The 17,148-nt window shown below is 71.5% G+C and carries 14 protein-coding genes; 9 read left to right on the top strand and 5 right to left on the bottom strand.

Going from position 1 to position 17,148, the window contains the following annotated elements; all coding sequences use genetic code 11:
* Positions 1–141 precede the first annotated feature (141 nt).
* The 3 genes from ACT2CW_RS29755 to ACT2CW_RS29765 all read left to right on the top strand — a co-directional run bounded on the left by ACT2CW_RS29755 (position 142) and on the right by ACT2CW_RS29765 (position 3,530).
* A complete protein-coding gene (locus tag ACT2CW_RS29755; RefSeq protein ID WP_445518846.1) occupies positions 142–1,149 on the top strand; it encodes a 1-aminocyclopropane-1-carboxylate deaminase in 1,008 nt (335 codons plus the stop codon).
* A gap of 156 nt (positions 1,150–1,305) precedes the next feature.
* Positions 1,306–2,112: an SDR family oxidoreductase gene (locus ACT2CW_RS29760; RefSeq protein WP_445518847.1), complete on the top strand. Its 807-nt coding sequence runs from the start codon at positions 1,306–1,308 to the stop codon at positions 2,110–2,112.
* 245 nt (positions 2,113–2,357) lie between these two features.
* Positions 2,358–3,530, top strand: coding sequence for an exo-alpha-sialidase (locus tag ACT2CW_RS29765; RefSeq protein ID WP_445518848.1), 1,173 nt, complete (start codon positions 2,358–2,360; stop codon positions 3,528–3,530).
* A gap of 31 nt (positions 3,531–3,561) precedes the next feature.
* Here ACT2CW_RS29765 and ACT2CW_RS29770 read toward each other — a convergent pair whose 3' ends face one another.
* Positions 3,562–4,179, bottom strand: coding sequence for a TetR/AcrR family transcriptional regulator (locus ACT2CW_RS29770; protein WP_445518849.1), 618 nt, complete (start codon positions 4,177–4,179; stop codon positions 3,562–3,564).
* Positions 4,180–4,517: 338 nt separating this feature from the next.
* On the opposite strand from ACT2CW_RS29770, the gene ACT2CW_RS29775 reads away from it, so the two are divergent.
* Both ACT2CW_RS29775 and ACT2CW_RS29780 read left to right on the top strand, forming a co-directional pair.
* Complete coding sequence (locus ACT2CW_RS29775; protein WP_445518850.1) at positions 4,518–5,810, top strand: nitrilase-related carbon-nitrogen hydrolase; 1,293 nt, start codon at positions 4,518–4,520, stop codon at positions 5,808–5,810.
* Between the two features lie 321 nt (positions 5,811–6,131).
* On the top strand, positions 6,132–8,150 hold the full coding sequence (locus ACT2CW_RS29780; protein WP_445518851.1) for a spermine/spermidine synthase domain-containing protein: 2,019 nt from the start codon (positions 6,132–6,134) through the stop codon (positions 8,148–8,150).
* A 94-nt stretch (positions 8,151–8,244) separates the two neighbouring features.
* Here the strand turns inward: ACT2CW_RS29780 and ACT2CW_RS29785 are convergent, their stop codons facing one another.
* Both ACT2CW_RS29785 and ACT2CW_RS29790 read right to left on the bottom strand, forming a co-directional pair.
* Positions 8,245–9,315, bottom strand: a complete 1,071-nt coding sequence (locus ACT2CW_RS29785) for a hypothetical protein (protein WP_445518852.1) — start codon at positions 9,313–9,315, stop codon at positions 8,245–8,247.
* A 261-nt stretch (positions 9,316–9,576) separates the two neighbouring features.
* Positions 9,577–10,554 carry a D-2-hydroxyacid dehydrogenase family protein gene (locus tag ACT2CW_RS29790; RefSeq protein WP_445518853.1) on the bottom strand — a complete coding sequence of 326 codons (978 nt, stop codon included), beginning with the start codon at positions 10,552–10,554 and terminating at the stop codon, positions 9,577–9,579.
* Positions 10,555–10,861: 307 nt separating this feature from the next.
* Here ACT2CW_RS29790 and ACT2CW_RS29795 point away from each other — a divergent pair, with 307 nt between their 5' ends.
* The gene (locus ACT2CW_RS29795; RefSeq protein WP_445518854.1) at positions 10,862–11,650 is read left to right on the top strand and encodes a prephenate dehydrogenase; all 789 of its coding nucleotides are present in this window, start codon (positions 10,862–10,864) and stop codon (positions 11,648–11,650) included.
* A 9-nt stretch (positions 11,651–11,659) separates the two neighbouring features.
* On the opposite strand, the gene ACT2CW_RS29800 is transcribed toward ACT2CW_RS29795, so the two are convergent.
* On the bottom strand, positions 11,660–12,352 hold the full coding sequence (locus tag ACT2CW_RS29800; protein WP_164423584.1) for a response regulator: 693 nt from the start codon (positions 12,350–12,352) through the stop codon (positions 11,660–11,662).
* Complete coding sequence (locus ACT2CW_RS29805; protein WP_164423586.1) at positions 12,349–14,034, bottom strand: sensor histidine kinase; 1,686 nt, start codon at positions 14,032–14,034, stop codon at positions 12,349–12,351. Before ACT2CW_RS29805 ends, ACT2CW_RS29800 begins: the two co-directional genes overlap by 4 nt.
* A gap of 240 nt (positions 14,035–14,274) precedes the next feature.
* On the opposite strand from ACT2CW_RS29805, the gene ACT2CW_RS29810 reads away from it, so the two are divergent.
* The 3 genes from ACT2CW_RS29810 (at position 14,275) to ACT2CW_RS29820 (ending at position 17,079) form a co-directional block, all read left to right on the top strand.
* The gene (locus tag ACT2CW_RS29810) at positions 14,275–15,087 is read left to right on the top strand and encodes an ABC transporter ATP-binding protein (RefSeq protein WP_037959268.1); all 813 of its coding nucleotides are present in this window, start codon (positions 14,275–14,277) and stop codon (positions 15,085–15,087) included.
* Positions 15,080–15,955 (top strand): ABC transporter permease, encoded by an 876-nt coding sequence (locus tag ACT2CW_RS29815; protein ID WP_086881822.1) that lies wholly within the window; start codon positions 15,080–15,082, stop codon positions 15,953–15,955. Before ACT2CW_RS29810 ends, ACT2CW_RS29815 begins: the two co-directional genes overlap by 8 nt.
* Positions 15,956–16,047: 92 nt before the next feature.
* A complete protein-coding gene (locus ACT2CW_RS29820) occupies positions 16,048–17,079 on the top strand; it encodes an ABC transporter substrate-binding protein (RefSeq protein WP_138912959.1) in 1,032 nt (343 codons plus the stop codon).
* The last annotated feature ends 69 nt before the right edge of the window (positions 17,080–17,148 follow it).

Below are 17,148 nucleotides of genomic sequence, written 5' to 3' on the forward strand. Positions count from 1 at the left end.
GCGAGGTGCCGGAGAGGGCTCGGCTCGTGTCCCGACGGGGCGCTCGTGTCCCGACCGGACGGTGGCGAGGGAATCGTGTGCCGAGGGGGAGGGGCGGGGTAGGGATCGGCGGACATCGGCACCACCCACAAGGAGCCACCCATGTCCCTCGATGACTTCGAGCGCCACCCCCTGCTGTTCGGCCCCAGCCCGATCCACCCCCTGGACCGGCTGAGCGAGCGGCTCGGCGGGGCGCGCGTCTGGGCCAAGCGCGAGGACTGCAACAGCGGACTGGCCTTCGGCGGCAACAAGACCCGCAAGCTGGAATACCTCGTCCCCGACGCGCTCCGGAAGGGCGCGGACACCCTGGTGAGCATCGGCGGTGTGCAGTCCAATCACACCCGCCAGGTCGCCGCGGTGGCGGCGAAGCTGGGGCTGAAGGCTGTCCTGGTGCAGGAGAGCTGGGTGGACTGGCCCGACTCCGTCAACGACAAGGTGGGCAACATCCTGCTCTCCCGGATCATGGGCGCGCGGGTGAGGCTGGTCGACGCGGGATTCGGCATCGGCTTCAAGGACAGCTGGAGCCAGGCCCTGGACGACGTCCGCGCCGAGGGCGGCACGCCGTATCCGATCCCCGCCGGGGCCTCCGACCATCCGCTGGGCGGTCTGGGCTTCGCCAACTGGGCGCGGGAGGTCCAGGCGCAGGAGCGGGAGCTGGGGGTCTTCTTCGACACCATCGTGGTGTGCAGCGTCACCGGCTCCACCCAGGCGGGCATGATCGCGGGCTTCGCGGGCCAGGACCGCCCCCGCCGGGTCCTGGGCATCGACGCCTCCGCCAAACCGGCCGAGACCCGTGCCCAGGTGGAGAAGATCGCACGCGAGACCGCCGGGCTGATCGGCCTCGGCCGGGAGCTGCGCGATGAGGAGATCACCGTGCTGGAGGGGTGGGCCGGGGACCTCTACGGCGTCCCGGTCGACTCCACCCTCGAGGCGATCCGGCTCACCGGAAGCCTCGAAGGGGTGATCCTCGACCCGGTCTACGAGGGCAAGTCCATGGCCGGGCTCATCGACCTCGTCCGCGACGGCGACATACCCAAGGACTCCAACGTGCTCTACGCCCACCTCGGCGGCCAGCCCGCGCTCAACGCCTACAGCGGCGCCTTCCGCTGACAAGTCCGCCGAGAAGTTCGCCGAGAAGTCCGCCAGGACAAGTCCGCCGAGAAGGCGGAACGGGGGCGATGGATGGCCTGCGCCGGGGTACCCGGTCCACACCCCGGGCCACGCGACCCCGTGGCCTCCCCACCCCCGTAAGACCAGGGAGCCAGGGTGACGGATACGAACACCGGGAACGACGGGCCCGCCGGAGGGGCCGCGCCCTCCCACGGCCCGCTGTCGGGCTGCGTGGCGCTGGTGACCGGCGCGTCCAGCGGCATCGGAGCGGCCACCGCCGTGGCGCTGGCCCGGCAGGGCGCCGATCTCGCGGTGGTGGCCCGCCGTACCGAACGGCTGGAGGACCTGGCCGCCACGGTGCGCGAGGAGGGCCGCTCCTGCGCCGTCCTCACCGCCGATCTGCGGGACACCGCGCAGGCCCGCCAGTGTGTCGAGGACGCCGTCGAGCGGTGCGGACGGCTCGATGTGCTGGTGAACAACGCCGGCTCCGTGGTGCCCGGCAAGGTCGAGGAGAGCGACCCCGAGGGCTGGGAGCGGATGCTCGACCTCAACGTCAGGACCGTGCTGCACACCTCCCAGCAGGCGCTGCCCCATCTGCTGCGGACGGCGTCCGACGGCCCGCGCGGGGTGGCGGACGTGGTGAACGTCAGCTCGGTGGCCGGCCGGCTGGCGCGTCCCGGCAACGGCGTCTACTCGGCCACCAAACACGCGGTGGGCGCCATGAGCGAGGCCATGCGCCAGGAGGTGACGGCCCGCGGTGTCCGGGTGGGGCTGGTGGAGCCGGGCATGGTCGCCACGGAGCTGACGGCCGACAGCGCGGTCGCCACCGTTGGACGCGGCGTGCCGCGCGAGTCCTGGCTGCGCCCCGAGGACATCGCCCGCGCGATCGCCTTCATGGTCACCCAGCCCTCGCACGCCGCCGTCAACGAGATCATGGTGCGCCCCACCGCCCAGGAGCGCTGACCACACCGCCCCGACCGCCCCGTCACGCCGTGGCGTAACGGGGCTTCAGTCGCACGCCGCCCCCGGCCGAGGGCGCTACCGGGCCCGAGCGCTTCGGGAAAGCGCGCCCCCGCCCTCTTGGCCCTGCCCCGGCCCTCGCTGAAGCCTGCGCGAGGGATTTACAACGTTGGAAATCCTCTCTAGCGTTGCGCCACGCAGGGCCCGGGCCCCTCTCCCCCTTCACCACTCCTCCCGAGGGAGCGTGCATGACCACGCCGTACCGAAGACACCTCCTGCCCACCCTGCTGACCCTCCTGGCCGTCCTGGGCTCGCTCCTGGCCGCCCAGGCACCCCCGGCCGCGGCGGCCTCCGGGACCCTGCTGCGCGACGGCACCGGCCTCTACCCCCGCGCCCTGCGCCTCCAGCACAACGGCGCCGCGAACGGCCGCGTCCTCGCCTCGGTGGTCACCTTCCGCGGCTCGGACGGGCTCGGTGCCATCTACGAGAGCACCGACGACGGCGCCACCTTCCGGCAGGTGGGCGAGGTGGCCGACCCCGAGGCGTCCGGCGGACAGGGCGAATGCTGCGCCACCCTGTACGAACTGCCGCGGGCCGTCGGCGCCATGCCCGCCGGGACCCTGCTGTGGGCGGCCTCCATCGGCCAGGACGAACCGGACCGCCGGATGGCCATCCGGGTCTTCCGCAGCAACAATCAGGGCCGCACCTGGTCCTATCTGTCCACCGTGGCCACCGCCCCCAACACCAAGGGGCTGTGGGAGCCGGAGTTCTCCATCGACTCCAGCGGACGGCTGGTGGCCCACTACTCGGACGAGACCGACCCCGCGCACAGCCAGAAGCTGGTCGCCGCCCGCAGCGCGGACGGGATCACCTGGACGGGCCACCACGCCACCGTCGCCAGCAAACTCGCCTCCGACCGGCCCGGTATGCCCATCGTGCGCAAGCTGCCCGACGGCCAGTACTTCATGGTGTACGAGATCTGCGCCGCCCAGGGGCAGTACTCATGCGTGGTCCACTACCGGACCTCGTGGGACGGCTGGAACTGGGGCGACCCCGCTCACCTCGGCTACCGTCCCGAGACCGCCGACGGGAAGTACTTCACCCATACGCCGAACCTCGCCTGGGCCCCTGAGCCCGGAAATCCCCGGGGCAAGCTGTTCCTCGTCGGCCAGGTCCTGAACAACGCCGACGGCACCACCGCCACCGGCAGCGGAGCCACCGTATGGACCAACAGCAACGGCGGCACCGGAGCCTGGCGTTCGATCTCCGCACCCGTGCGGGTGGATTCCAAGGTGGTCGACTGGTGCCCCAACTACAGCTCGGCGCTGCTGCCCTCGGCGGACGGCAGCCGAGTGCTGGAGATCGCCACGGACTACGTGGGCACCGTGTGCAAGCCGTTCTACGCCACCGGGAGGAGCTGACCCGGTGAACACCCGCTGACCGGCGTGGTGTTCACCCGGCGGCGGATTCCCCGTCCGGCCGTTCGGGGCCGGCGCCCAGCATGGTGCGGACCACCGTCTCCACCAGGGCGTCGGCCTCGGCGCGCGTCGGTGTGCCGAGCCGTTCGTCCAGCAGCAGAGTGCTCAGCCCGTGGACGAGGGCCCAGAGCCCGATCCGCAGCGGCTCGCGCCGCTCCGGTTCCGCGACGGCCGCGATGCGCTCCGCCACGACGGCGATCGCGGCGTCGGAGGCGGCGATGGTTTCGGGGTGGCTGCTGCACGCCTGCCCGAACATCAGGCGGTACACCCCGGGGTGGTCCAGCGCGTAGTCGACCGCCGCGCACGCCATGGCGATGACCTCCGCGTCCGGCGCCTCCCCGGGGGCGACCGCCGCGAGCTGTTCGCCCAGCTCCGTGAAGCCCCGGGTGGCGAGGGCGGCGAGCAGCGCCTCCTTGTCGCGGTAGTGGCGGTAGGGGGCGTTCGGGGAGACCCCGGCGTGCCGGGCGACCGCGCGCAGCGACAGCTCGCCCGGGCCCCCGGTGTCGAGGAGCTCCAGAGCGGAGTCCAGCAGGGCCGCTCGCAGATCCCCGTGGTGGTATCCCGAGCCAGTGGATGTTGACAGTGTCCACACCTCCATCCTTCAATGTGGGCATCGTACACATCGATGCGGGCCGGTCCGTGGGGACGCGGCCCGCGCACAGGAGTGCCCGATGACCGAACGACTCGCCCCGCCCGCTCAACGCCCCTGGCTGTGCCTGTGGGGCGGCGCCGCGGCGTCCTTGCTGTCCGTCGGCGGCCGGTTCGACGTGCCCCTGGCCGCGTGGGTGGCGCCGCTGCTCCTCCTCCGCTTCCTGCGCCACACCCGCCCGCTCGTGGCCCTGCCCGCGGTGTTCGCCGTGACGGTGGCGTCGGCCGCGGTGTGGATGGCCGAACTCGCCGTGCCCATCACCCGGCTCACCCTCCTGGGCGATGTGGGCCTTCGGAGTGGCCTACGGTCTGCCGTATGCGGCCGACCGGCTGCTCGGCCCGCGCGCCGGGACTCTCGGCCGGGTGCTGCTGTTCCCCGCCGCGGCCATGTCCGTGGAGTTCCTCCTCGGCACCTACGGCCCGTTCGGCACCGCGTACGGCATGCGGGCCGCGTCCCAGCACGCGAACACCGCGCTGCTCCAGATCACCGCGCTGACCGGGCCCTATGTCATCGCCTTCGTCGTCGGGGCGGGGGCGACGGTCGGCAACCTGGTCTGGGAGCGCGGGCCGCACCGGCCCGCGCCGCGCTGGGCCGCCGTCTACGCCACGGCCGTCGCGCTGATCGTCGTCGGCGGACAGCTCCGCATGATGTCCACGGACACGGGTGGAGACACCGTCAAAGTGGCCGGTATCAATCCGAGCCAGGCGGCCATCGACGCCGAGACGGCGGTGCACGGCGCGTCCCGGCTCGCCGTCACCGACCCGCGCCGCGTCGACCGGGCCGATGTGCGCCGGGCCATGCGACCGCTCCTGGACGACCTCTTCCGCCAGACCGCACGGGCGGCCGCGGCCGGTGCGCGGATCGTCGTCTGGTCGGAGAACGCCGCGCGGGTGGCCGACGAAGACCACCGCGCGTACCTGCGGCAGGCGTCGGCGGCGGCCGACGCGCACAACGTCTATCTCCTGGTGGCCGACCTGACCTATCTGCCGGACGCGCCCCACGGCAGGGACGAGACCCATCTCTTCGGCCCCGACGGCGAGAAGCTCTGGGACTACGAGAAGGCCCACCCCATCCCCGGCCTCGAGATCTACACACCCGGCGACGGCCGTGTGCCCGTCGTCGACACCCCGTACGGCCGGCTGGCGAACGTCATCTGCTACGACGCCGACTTCCCGGCGGGCAATCACATCGACGCCGACATCGTCTTCGTCCCCGGCGGCGACTGGCCCGAGATGGGGCGCACCCACACCGCCATGGCCGGGCTGCGCGCGATAGAGAACGGCTACGCGCTGGTCCGGCAGGACTTCAACGGCCAGTCCGGCGCCTACGACGCCACCGGACGGCTGCTGTCCACGCAGGACACCACCACCGACGCGGGCGTCTGGTACGCCGACGTTCCCACCCACGGCTCGCGCACCCCGTACTCCCGCACGGGCGACATCGTCTCCTGGGGCGTGCTCACCGGCACCGTGGCCGCGGCGGTGGTCCTCGCCAGGCGCACCCGGCGCCACCCCGCTCCGCCATCCGGGTCCGCCTCCTCCGCGCGGGCGTCCGCCGTTGGCCCGGGCAGGTGACGGACACCGGCCGGGCCATGACCCGAACGCCGTACGGCGGTGGCCGGGGAACGGACTGAAGGACATGCGCCGCGAGGTGACCGCACCACCCCGCACGGCCGGCGCGCCGCACCCCGGGCCACGTCGCTGACCTGGGCCGACGGCCCCGGTGGTGGCGCGGTGACGAACCGTCGCGCGGACGGAAGGCGAGCGGCCGGAGCCACTTTCCGAGCCACCGGACGCCCGCCATCCGGCCGACGGCACGGGCCGTGCGGGTGCTCGACCTGCCCCGTCCCGGATGACAGCGTGGCCGGCATGGAGCACAGCCCAGGACCGCAAGACGTGCGCGCGAGGCTGCTGCTGGCCAGCGCCACCATGCTCTTCGTCGAGCTGGCGCTGATCCGGTGGACCGGCGCCAATATCGTCCATCTGAGCTATTTCTCGAACTTCATCCTCTTGGGCTCGTTCCTCGGGATCGGCCTGGGATTCCTGCTGCCCGCCGACCGTGGGCGGTGGCTCACCCGCTGGACGCCCGTCCCGCTCGCCGTTCTCGTGGTCCTGGTGCGCGAGTTCCCCGTGCAGGTGCGGCAGACCAGCGGCGAGGTCATCTACTTCACCGCCGTGAAGACCACCGGTCTGCCCCAGTGGGTGACCCTGCCGGTGCTCTTCGGGCTGACCGCGCTGATCATGATGGCCATCGGCAAGATGACGGCCGATCAGTTCCGCCGGCTGCCCTCGCTGGAGGCGTACCGGTTCGACCTGCTGGGCTCGCTCACCGGCTCGGTGTCCTTCGCGCTGCTGTCCTGGCTGCGCGCGCCGTCGGTGGTGTGGGGGGTGATCGCCGCGGCGGCGCTGCTGACCCTCGGCGGCCGCCGCAACACCATCAGATATTCGGTGCCGCTCGCGCTGATGGTGGCCATCCTGGCGCTGGAGACGGCGGCCGGCGGTATCTCCTGGTCCCCGTATTACAAGATCGAGGTCACCAGGCCGACCTCGGGCAGCCGGGACTACAAGATCTCTGCCAATGGCGTACCGCACCAGTCCATCGCCCCGCTGAAGGTGCTCAGACGTCCCGACTCCCCGTACCAGCAGCCCTACCGCGAGACCCCGCGCAACTCCCACCGCCGGGTGCTCGTCATCGGGGCGGGCAACGGCAACGACGTGGCGATGGCGCTCGCCCACGGCGCCCGGCGGGTGGACGCGGTGGAGATCGACCCCCGGTTGCAGGAGATCGGGGCGTCACTCCACCCGGCCCGGCCCTACGAAAACCCCCGGGTGCACGTGCACATCAACGACGGCCGGGCCTTCCTCGAGCGCACCGACACCCGCTACGACCTGGTCGTCCTCGCCCTGCCGGACTCCCTGACCCTGGTGTCGGGCGCGAGCAACCTGCGCCTGGAGAGCTATCTGTTCACCCGGCAGGCGTTCGAGGCGGCACACCGCCACCTCGCCCCCGGCGGCGCGTTCGCCATGTACAACTACTACCGGCAGAACTGGCTCATCGACCGGTTCGGCTCCACGCTCACCTCCGTCTTCGGACACGCCCCCTGCATCACCCACTACGGAGGCAAGAAGGCGGCCGTCCTGGTGGCCGGTGTGACCTCCGGCGACCAGTCCTGCACCGCCTCCGCGTGGCGCCCCTCCGGCCCGGTGCCCCCGGCCGCCGCCGACGACCATCCCTTCCCGTATCTGCTGCACCGCACCATCCCCACCCTCTACATCGGGGTGCTGGGGGCGATCCTGCTGGTGACGCTGGTGTCGGTGCGGCTGACCGGGGTCCGGCTCAGGCGCACCGCCCGTTACGTGGACATGTTCCTGCTCGGCGCGGCGTTCATGCTGCTGGAGACCAAGAACGTGATCGGGTTCGCCCTCTACTTCGGCACCACCTGGCTGGTCAACGCCATGGTCTTCGCGGGGGTGCTGCTCGCCGTCCTGTGCGCGGTGGAGGTCAGGCGCAGGCTGCGCCGGGTCAATCAGCTGGTGCTCCAGCTGATGCTGTTCGCCAGCCTCGCCATCGCCTGGCTGATCCCGTCCCATGTGGTGCTGGGGCTGCCCTTCGCCCCCCGGCTGGCCGCCGCGATCGCGCTGGCCTTCGCCCCCATCTTCTGCGCCAACCTCATCTTCTCCGACCGGCTGGCGGCGGCCGCCGATCCCACGTCGGCGTTCGGCGCCAATCTGCTGGGCTCCCTGTTCGGCGGCACCCTGGAGTATCTGGCCCTGCTCACGGGCTATCAGGCGCTGCTGCTTGTGGTGGCGGTGCTGTACGCGGGTGCCTGTGTGGCCATGCGCTTCACCCGCCGCGGCCCCGGCGACGTCGCCACCCAGGAACCCCTCACCGTGCAGACGGCGCCCCGCCCCTGAGCGCTCCTTCCCCAGCCGCCCCCGGCCGCCCTCCGGCCGGGGGCGGCCGCGTGCGTGACGCGGGCCGCCGAACCCGTGGCGCCGGCCGCCGCGGTCACTCGAACATGACGTAGTCCGGGCGTGGCCGCAGGGCCAGCACCTCCTCCGGGGTCATCAGCCGACTCCCCTCGGTGTCCTCCTCGTAGAAGAGCTTGAAGCCGGTGCGCACGCCCTCGGGCTGGTTCCTGACCAGCTGTCGCCAGGTGTCGCGCTTCATCCCCGGCGAACCTATGCCGTCCGCGCTCTTGATGAGCACCACACCGGGCTGCGGGCGCAAGGCGGACTGGTCGCTGACGACGGACACGGCCACCTGGTGGAAGACGAGCGGCTTCTGCGGCAGGTCGTGCTCGTCCACGATTCCGGAGAGATAGCGGGCCACATCGGTGAGCTCCTTGCCGCTGGTGTGGCCGTAGGTGTTCCCCGGCACCTCGCCCGGACCCATCTCCCATTCCGGGTCCAGGGCTATGCCGACATCGGGGTGGACCAGCCATTCGCGCAGCGCCTTGACCTCGCCGAGGACCGAGGCCCGGCCCGGCTGGATGTTCAGCAGCAGCAGGGCACGGTGGCGCTTGGCCGCGTCGTGGAAGCGGCGGATCGTGTCGGAGGAGGTGCGTGAGCGGTAGGTGCCGTCGGGGCCCGCGCTGCTGTTGGCGACGGTCGCGAGGAGTTCGAGCACCGGCTGCGGTTCCCGGTCCGCGGCGTAGGCGCGGGCGGTCTTCTCGATCTGGCGCACCTGGTCGTCGAGGTCCCCCACACCGAGCCGGCCGAGTGCGGCGGCCCCGGGCAGCCCGCAGTAGCCCACCAGCCGGTAGCGGGACAGCTCCCGGCCGCCCCGCGGCAGTTCGGGCCGCGGTTTCGGGGTGGGGGAGGGGGAGTGCTCGGACGGGGTGGCGGACGGCGAGCGCTCCGCCTTCGTGGACCCCCGCGGGCCCGCTCCGGAGGAGCCGGCCGACTCCTCGCCGCAGCCGGTGAGCAGGGCGAGCCCGGCCGCCGCGGCCACCGAGAGCATGCCGCGCCGGGTCGGTGGCGGGGTCCCCGAACCTCCGCCGCCGTCGCCGTGCCGTAGGGCGTCCTGCCCCTCCGATGCCCCGTCGGTCGTCGGCTTTCCGGATGTGCTGTGAGCCACGTTCCCTCCGTCCGCGGTGCCGGGTCGGTGGACCGGGCACCGGTCTGTTGTGCGGGCCGATGGGTTGTCCGTGCCAGGCAGCCTGTCCGGTATGACGAAGGCGAAACGGAATAGTGTCCACCGGGCGGAGGGCATGCGTCGCTTTCAGCCCGGGCAGACGAAGAGTGGCTGGGTACGGGACGTTCGAACACGGTCGGCGAGGCCGCCGACCGGCCCCAACGCGTCTCGGAACACGCCCCCTTGGCGCTCCTCGGGGCCGAGTCAGCCGGCCGGTTCCGGCGGGCTCAGACGGCGGATCGGCGCGCCCTGAAGATACGCGCTGATGTCCTCCACCACATCGCCGAAGAACCGCTCGTAGTTGCCCCGGGTGACATAGCCCAGATGCGGGGTGGCCAGCAGATTGGGCAGCGTACGGAACGGATCGTCCGGCGGCAGCGGCTCCCGTTCGAACACATCGACCCCCGCGCCCGCGATCCAGCCGTCCCGCAGCGCCCGCGCGAGCGCCGCCTGGTCCACGATCGCGGCGCGGGAGGTGTTCACCAGAAGCGCCGTGGGACGCATCCGCCTCAGCTCCGGCGCGCCCAGCAGCCCCCGGGTGCGGTCACTGAGCACCAGATGCACCGAGACGATGTCGCTGCTCTCCAGCAGCTCCTCCTTCGAGTCCGCCGCCCGGACCCCCTCCGCCTCCGCGCGCTCGGCCGTCAGGTGCTCGCTCCAGGCGGCCACCTCCATGCCGAAGGCCCGGCCGACCCGCGCCACCTGGGCGCCGATCCTGCCGAGACCCAGCAACCCCAGACGGCGGCCGTGCAGATCGGTGCCGACGGTGCTCTGCCACGGTCCGCCGTCCCGCAGCGCCGTGCTCTCCGGCACCACATGGCGGGCGAGCCCCAGGATCAGCGCCCAGGTGAGCTCGGCGGGCGGTTGCGAGCTGCTGCCCGTGCCGCACACGGTGACGCCGTGGCGGGCGGCGGCCTCCAGGTCCACCGACGCATTGCGCATCCCCGTGGTGACCAGCAGCTTCAGCCGTGGCAGCCGCGTGAACAGCGACGCGGGGAAGGGGGTGCGCTCCCGCATGATGACGACGATCTCGCAGTCCCCGATCGCCTCGGCCACCGCGTCCTCACCGCTGATGTGCTCATGGACCGGCACCACGTCCACCGCGTCGAGCACCCCCGACCAGTCGGCCGCCGACAGCGCCACGTCCTGATAGTCGTCGAGCACGGCACAGCGCAACTTCATCGGACTACCTCGACTACGTCGGTTTCCTCGGGCAGGTACGGTGTTTTCTACCACCCATGTGATGGCACCCCGGAAACGGGGGCCTGACACGTCGTCACCGCGTTTGCGGCGCCACCCTTCCGGATGACATCGGCCGTGCGGGCATGTTGTCACGGGCGTGTGTTTTCACCGAAAGTTGGCCTCTCATGGGGTGCTGAGACATGTGTGGTTGTTTTGCGTAGTGGCACACAGGGCACCGCACACCACTGACAGCAGGCATAATCGCTGCTGCGATGGGCGCAGACGCCCAGAAAGGGGACGAAGTGAAGTGAACGCGTTGAGCGCGGACAGCAGTGTCGGTTCCACCATCGAGGTGCTGGAGGCCGAACTCCCTCAGCTCCAGAAGCAACAGGAGGCACTCAAGGGTGATTTGGAGGCCGTCACCAAGCGGCTGGAGGCGGTCAGCACCGCCCTGAGCAGTCTTCAGTCCCTCTCCACCTCCTCGGTGCCCGAGCAGGGCGGCAACGCAGCCCCGGTGGCGGTGGCGGAGCCCGTGGCCCAGCCGGCCGCGGAACCGGCCACCGAGGCCGCGGCCGAGGCCGCCGCGCCGGAGTCCGCCGAGGACACGGCCACCACCGGCCGCACCTCCGCCGCCACCCGCAAGGCGGCCATCGGCCGTCAGCGCGGCGGCGGCAAGGCGGCCAAGGCGCCGGCCACCGGACGGGGCACCAAGACGGCGGCCAAGAAGACCGCCGCCAAGAAGACCGCGGCGAAGGCCGCGGCCAAGGCTCCCAAGTCCGCCAAGGCCACGGTGAAGGCCACCAAGGCCACGTCCAAGACGGCCAAGAGCACCAAGGCCGCGGAGAAGCCGGCGGAGAAGGCCACCAAGGAGGCGGCCACCACCTCCGAGCGCTCCACCGGGCTCGCCGACAGCGTGCTGAGCGCGCTGCGCAAGGCCGGCCGCCCGATGCGGGCCTCCGAGGTCAACGAGGCACTGGGCCGCGACGAGTCCCGCACCAATGTGAACTCGGTGCGCAACACCCTCGAGCGGCTGCGCTCCTCGGACCGGGCCCAGCGCTCCGGCCGTGGCCTGTACGAGGCCACGGCCACCAGCTGAGGGGTGCCGTCAGTTCACCGCCACCCATGTGTAGCGGTGTTCGGGACGTCCGGTGTCCCCGTACTTGAGCGTGAGGCTGATACGGCCCGCATGCTCGAGGTACTTCAGATAGCGCTGGGCCGTGGAGCGGCTGATGCCGGTGCGCTCCGCCACTTCATGGGCGGAGAGCGGGTGGTCGGACTGGTCCAGGACCCGGCGTATGAGGTCGACGGTGGGCGCGGAGTGGCCCTTGGGGAGGGCGGGACCGGAGGTGTCGGCGGCCGCGAAGGCGCCGAAGATCCGGTCCACCCTCTCCTGGCCGGTCTCGCCGCGCCCGCCGACGCCCTCGAGAGTGCGGCGCAGTCCCGCGTAGCCGTCCAGCTTGGCCCGCAGCCCGGCGAAGCTGAACGGCTTGACCAGGTACTGGAGCGCGCCATGGCGCATGGCGGCCTGCACGGTGGCCACATCACACGCCGCCGTCACCATGATGACGTCGGCGTGGTGGCCGAGCTGGCGCATCCGGCGCACCAGCGTCAGCCCGGTCTCGTCCGGCAGGTAGTGGTCGAGCAGAACGAGGTCGACCGGGTTGCGTTCGAGGGTGGCGAGGGCCTGGGCGGCGGTATGGGCGCGGGCGGTGACCCGGTAGCCGGGCACCTGGGCCACATACGCAGCGTTGATCTCGGCGACGTGGAAGTCGTCGTCCACGACAAGAACGTCGATCATCGTGACTCCCCTGCTGCGGTGAACTCATGAGTGGGTGTGTCGTCCCCGGTGAGGGCCTCGGGCAGGACGACGGTGAACACCGCCCCGCCACCGGCCCGGGCGGTGACCCTGGCCATCCCTCCGTATCGCTCGGCCAGCCGCCGTACCAGGGCCAGTCCGATGCCCCGGCCGCGCGGCGACACCGAGGCGGGGCCCTCGTGGGCATCGGGGCCGTCCGGGGAGCCGGGGTGGGCGGGCCGTTTGGTGGACCAGCCCTCGGTGAAGATCTGTTCGCGCATTCCCGGCGGCACCCCCGGACCGGTGTCGCTCACCCGCAGCACCGCGGTGGTGCCCTCGGCCCTCAGCTCGACCTCGATGAACGGGGCGGGCGAGCGGTGTGCGGCCACCGCCTCCAGCGCGTTGTCGATGAGGTTGCCGAGCACCGTCACCAGATCGCGCGGATCGACCACCCGCCCCGGCAGCAGCGTGGCGGGGGAGATGCGCAGCGCGACCCCGCGCTCGGCCACGATGGCCGACTTGCCGACCAGCAGCGCCGACAGCATCGGATCGTGCACCCGTTCGGAGATCTGCTCGGCCGAGGCGCGCCGGGCGTTGGTCAGCTCGGCCACGAACTGCGCCGCCCGCTCGTGCAGTCCGAGCTCCAGCAGCCCCAGCAGGGTGTGCAGCCGGTTGGCGTGTTCGTGGTCCTGGGCGCGCAGCGCGTCCAGCAGCCCGCGGGTGCTGTCCAGCTCGCGGCCCAGCAACTCCAGCTCGGTGCGGTCCCGCAAAGTCGTCACCGCCCCGCCGTCCTTGGTGGGCATGCGGTTGGCCACCAGCACCCGGCCGCCGCTGACGGTCAGCAGGTCCGCCCCGTCCACCCGGCCCGCCAGCACATCGGTGGTGCGACCCGGAGGCAGTGACTCCTCCAGGGTGCGCCCGGTGGCGTCCGGGTGGATCCCCAGCAGCCGTCCGGCCTCGTCGTTGACCAGGCGGATCCGGCCCTGCCGGTCGAAGGCCACGACCCCTTCGCGGATGCCGTGCAGCATCGCCTCCCGCTCGTCGAGCAGCGCCGAGATGTCGGCGAAGGCCACACCGTGGGTGCGGCGGCGCAGTCGGCGCGAGACGGCGATCGCCGCGAGGACGCCCACCGCGAGCGCCGCCCCCGCGTACAGCAGCAGCCGGGGCACCGCCGCCAGCAGCTGGTCGCGCACGCTGCCGTAGCCGATGCCCACCGACACCGCCCCGATGATCCGTCCGTCCCTGGCCCGCAGCGGCACCTTGGCGCGGGCCGAGCGGCCGAGCGTCCCCACGTCGATCTGGAGGACCTCCCGGCCGGAGAGCGCCTCGCGCGGATCGGTGGAGACGTGTTCGCCGATCCGGGCGGTGGTGGTGTGCGACCAGCGCACCCCACGGGAGTCCATCACCACGATGTACAGCGCCCCGGTGGACCGGCGGATCCGCTCCGCCGCCCGCTGCACCGGACCCGACGGGGTGGGCTTCGTGGCGGCGAGGTCCCGGGCGATGTCCGGATCGGCCGCGGTGGTCTGGGCGATGGCGAGCGCCTGGTGCATCGCCTGGTTGTCGATCTCGGAGCTGAGCGGGGCCAGGAACAGCGCGGTCGCCAGCACCATCACCCCTGCGGTGATGGACAGCTGCGCGGCGAGCACCTGACCGGAGACACGCCGGGGCCATCGGATACGCATGATGGGCCCCCTGTCTCCCGTCTCGAGGTCCCGTGTGGTCCCGTACGCGAGCGGTAGTACTTCGTCCGTTTATGGTGCTGTGAAGGCACCGTAAAGGCGCCCGGGGCGTATGCCCAGTCTCCGTAGCGTTTTCGTTGTGCGGGCGCGAGCAAAACGAGCAGAACGCGGTTTGTGAGCGCAAGGGCGCGTTGTGCTCACAAGACTGCCGCTGTGGCGCGGGTCACTCCTACCCTCCCGGCCATGAGCAGCCACACCAGCCCCGCCATCGAGCTGCGGGGCACGAGCAAGGCGTTCCGGACACCGTCCGGGGCCCTCCACACCGCGGTCAGGGATCTGGACCTGACCGTCGGACACGGTGAGTTCGTCGCCGTCGTCGGGCCCACCGGCTGCGGCAAGTCCACGACCCTGACCCTGGTCAGCGGGTTGGAGGAGCCCACCGAGGGCGATGTGCTGGTGGCCGGTGAGCCGGTCCGCGGCATCGCCTCCAACGTGGGCTTCGTCTTCCAGCAGGACGCGGTGTTCCCCTGGCGCAGCGTGCTGTCGAACGTGATGGCCGGCCCGCGCTTCCGCGGTGTGCCCAAGGCGGAGGCGAAGGAGCGGGCCCGTGAGTGGCTGGCCCGGGTCGGCCTCACCTCCTTCGAGGACCGCTATCCGCACCAGCTCTCGGGCGGCCAGCGCAAGCGCGTGGCGCTCGCCTCCACCTTCGTCAACGACCCCGAGATCCTGCTCATGGACGAGCCGTTCTCGGCGCTCGACGTCCAGACCCGCGCGCTGATGTCGGACGAACTCCTGGAGCTGTGGGCGGGGACCGGCGCATGCGTCGTCTTCGTCACCCACGACCTGGAGGAGTCCATCGCCCTGGCCGACAAGGTCGTCGTGATGACGGCCGGTCCGGCCACCGTCAAGGAGGTCTTCGAGATCGATCTGCCCCGGCCCCGCAAGGTGGAGTCGGTGCGGCTGGAGCCGCGGTTCGTGGAGATCTACCGGGAGATCTGGTCCTCGCTCGGCGAAGAGGTCCGCATCACCCGTGAGAGGGGTGCCGTCGATGCCTGAGACCATCTCCGCCACGGCCGCCCCCGCCGTCGGCAAGACACCCGGTACGGAGCGCTCCAGGGCACGGGCACGCGCCGCGCGCAACCGCGCCATCCTCGTGCAGTCCACCCGCGCCCTGGTGCTCCTCGGCGTCATCGGGCTGTGGGAATGGCTGGCCCGCGCCTCCGTCATCGACCCCTTCAACTTCTCGATGCCCTCGAAGATCTGGGAGCAGCTCAAGCAGTGGGCGCTGCACGGCACCGCGCAGGGCTCGCTGTGGGAGCAGATCTGGTACACGCTCTACGAGGCGCTCCTGGGCTGGGGCATCGGCGTCGTGGCCGGTGTGGTCCTGGGGATCGCGTTCGGCCGGATCGCCTTCCTCGCCGATGTGCTCGGCCCGTACATCAAGGTGCTCAACGCGCTGCCGCGGATCGTGCTCGCGCCCATCTTCCTCATCTGGTTCGGCCTCGGCCCGGCCTCGAAGGTGGCCTCGGCCGTCGTCCTGGTCTTCTTCCCCGTCTTCTTCAACGCCTTCCAGGGCGCCCGGGAGGTCGACCGCAACCTGGTGGCCAACTCCCGGATCCTCGGCGCGAGCAACCGCCAGGTCACCCTCCAGGTGGTGATTCCCTCCGCCACCTCATGGATCTTCACCAGCCTCCATGTCAGCTTCGGCTTCGCCCTCATCGGCGCCATCGTCGGCGAGTACATCGGCGCCACCAAGGGGCTCGGCCTGCTGGTGTCCTCCTCGCAGGGCACCTTCAACGCCGCCGGTGTGTACGCCGCCATGGTGATCCTCGCCGTGGTGGCCCTGCTCGCCGAGGGGCTGCTGACCTTCCTGGAGAAGCGGCTCTTCCGCTGGAAGCCCGCCCAGCCGGGCGAGGACCGCTGAGCCCCGCCTCCCTCTTCCCGGCTCCCGCTTCAGCCGCGCCTTCCTGCTCCCCGCTCAACACCGCTCAACACCGCTCACAAGGACGTGACCTCATGCGCAGCAGTGCCAAGTTCTCCGCGGCCGCCGTCGCCGCGGCGCTCGCTCTCACCACCCTCACCGCCTGTGGCGGCGACTCCAGCGCCTCCGGCGGCGGGGACGGCAAGGTCAAGATCATGGTGGGTGGCCTGGACAAGGTCATCTACATGCCCGCGATGCTCACCCAGCGGCTCGGCTACTTCAAGGCGGAGGGCCTCAAGGTCCAGCTGCTCACCGAGCCCGCCGGGGTGCAGGCCACCACCTCGCTGGTCGCGGGCGATGTCCAGGGCGTCGTCGGCTTCTACGACCACACCCTCGATCTCCAGGTCAAGGGCAAGCAGGTGCAGTCCGTCGTCCAGCTCGCCCAGGCCCCGGGTGAGGTCGAGGTGGTCTCCAACAAGGCGGCGGGCGAGCTGAAGTCGCCCAAGGACTTCAAGGGCAAGAAGCTCGGCGTCACCGGTCTGGGCTCCTCCACGGACTTCCTGACCAAGTACCTCGCGGTCGACAGCGGCGTGCAGACCAGCGAGTTCACCCCGGTGGCGGTCGGCGCGGGCCAGACCTTCATCTCGGCCCTCAAGCAGGGCTCCATCCAGGGCGGGATGACCACCGATCCGACGGTCGCCCAGATCGTGGACCAGAAGATCGGCAAGGTCCTGATCGACATGCGTACCCCTGAGGGCTCCAAGCAGGCGCTCGGCGGTCTGTACCCGTCCTCCTCGCTCTACATGAACGCCGACTGGGTGAACGGCCACAAGGAGACGGTGCAGAAGCTGGCCAACGCCTTCGTGAAGACCCTCAAGTGGATGTCCACCCACTCGGCCGAGGACATCGCCGCCAAGATGCCGAGCGACTACGCGCAGGGCGGCGCCAAGCTCTACGCGGAGGCCATCAAGAGCACCCTGCCGATGTTCACCAAGGACGGGGTGATGCCGGCGGACGGCCCGGCGACCGTCGAGCGCGTCCTCAAGGCGTTCAACCCCAACCTGAAGAACGCCACGGTGGACCTGAAGAAGACCTACACCACCGAGTTCGTCAAGAAGGCGGGCTAGTCCAGCGGGTGTCCGGCGGGTCGTGACGCCTGCGGCGGGCTGTTCCCCTCCCCGCCCCTTCCAACAACC

The organism is Streptomyces sp. NEAU-174 (genome assembly GCF_052665095.1).

Bases quoted from the DNA above. Each gene is read 5' to 3' on its own strand.
- ACT2CW_RS29800 (WP_164423584.1), bottom strand. From the start codon at position 12,352: ATGATCGACGTTCTTGTCGTGGACGACGACTTCCACGTCGCCGAGATC.
- ACT2CW_RS29765 (WP_445518848.1), top strand. From the start codon at position 2,358: ATGACCACGCCGTACCGAAGACACCTCCTGCCCACCCTGCTGACCCTC.
- ACT2CW_RS29820 (WP_138912959.1), top strand. From the start codon at position 16,048: ATGCGCAGCAGTGCCAAGTTCTCCGCGGCCGCCGTCGCCGCGGCGCTC.
- ACT2CW_RS29815 (WP_086881822.1), top strand. From the start codon at position 15,080: ATGCCTGAGACCATCTCCGCCACGGCCGCCCCCGCCGTCGGCAAGACA.
- ACT2CW_RS29790 (WP_445518853.1), bottom strand. From the start codon at position 10,554: ATGAAGTTGCGCTGTGCCGTGCTCGACGACTATCAGGACGTGGCGCTG.
- ACT2CW_RS29755 (WP_445518846.1), top strand. From the start codon at position 142: ATGTCCCTCGATGACTTCGAGCGCCACCCCCTGCTGTTCGGCCCCAGC.
- ACT2CW_RS29775 (WP_445518850.1), top strand. From the start codon at position 4,518: ATGTGGGCCTTCGGAGTGGCCTACGGTCTGCCGTATGCGGCCGACCGG.
- ACT2CW_RS29805 (WP_164423586.1), bottom strand. From the start codon at position 14,034: ATGCGTATCCGATGGCCCCGGCGTGTCTCCGGTCAGGTGCTCGCCGCG.
- ACT2CW_RS29810 (WP_037959268.1), top strand. From the start codon at position 14,275: ATGAGCAGCCACACCAGCCCCGCCATCGAGCTGCGGGGCACGAGCAAG.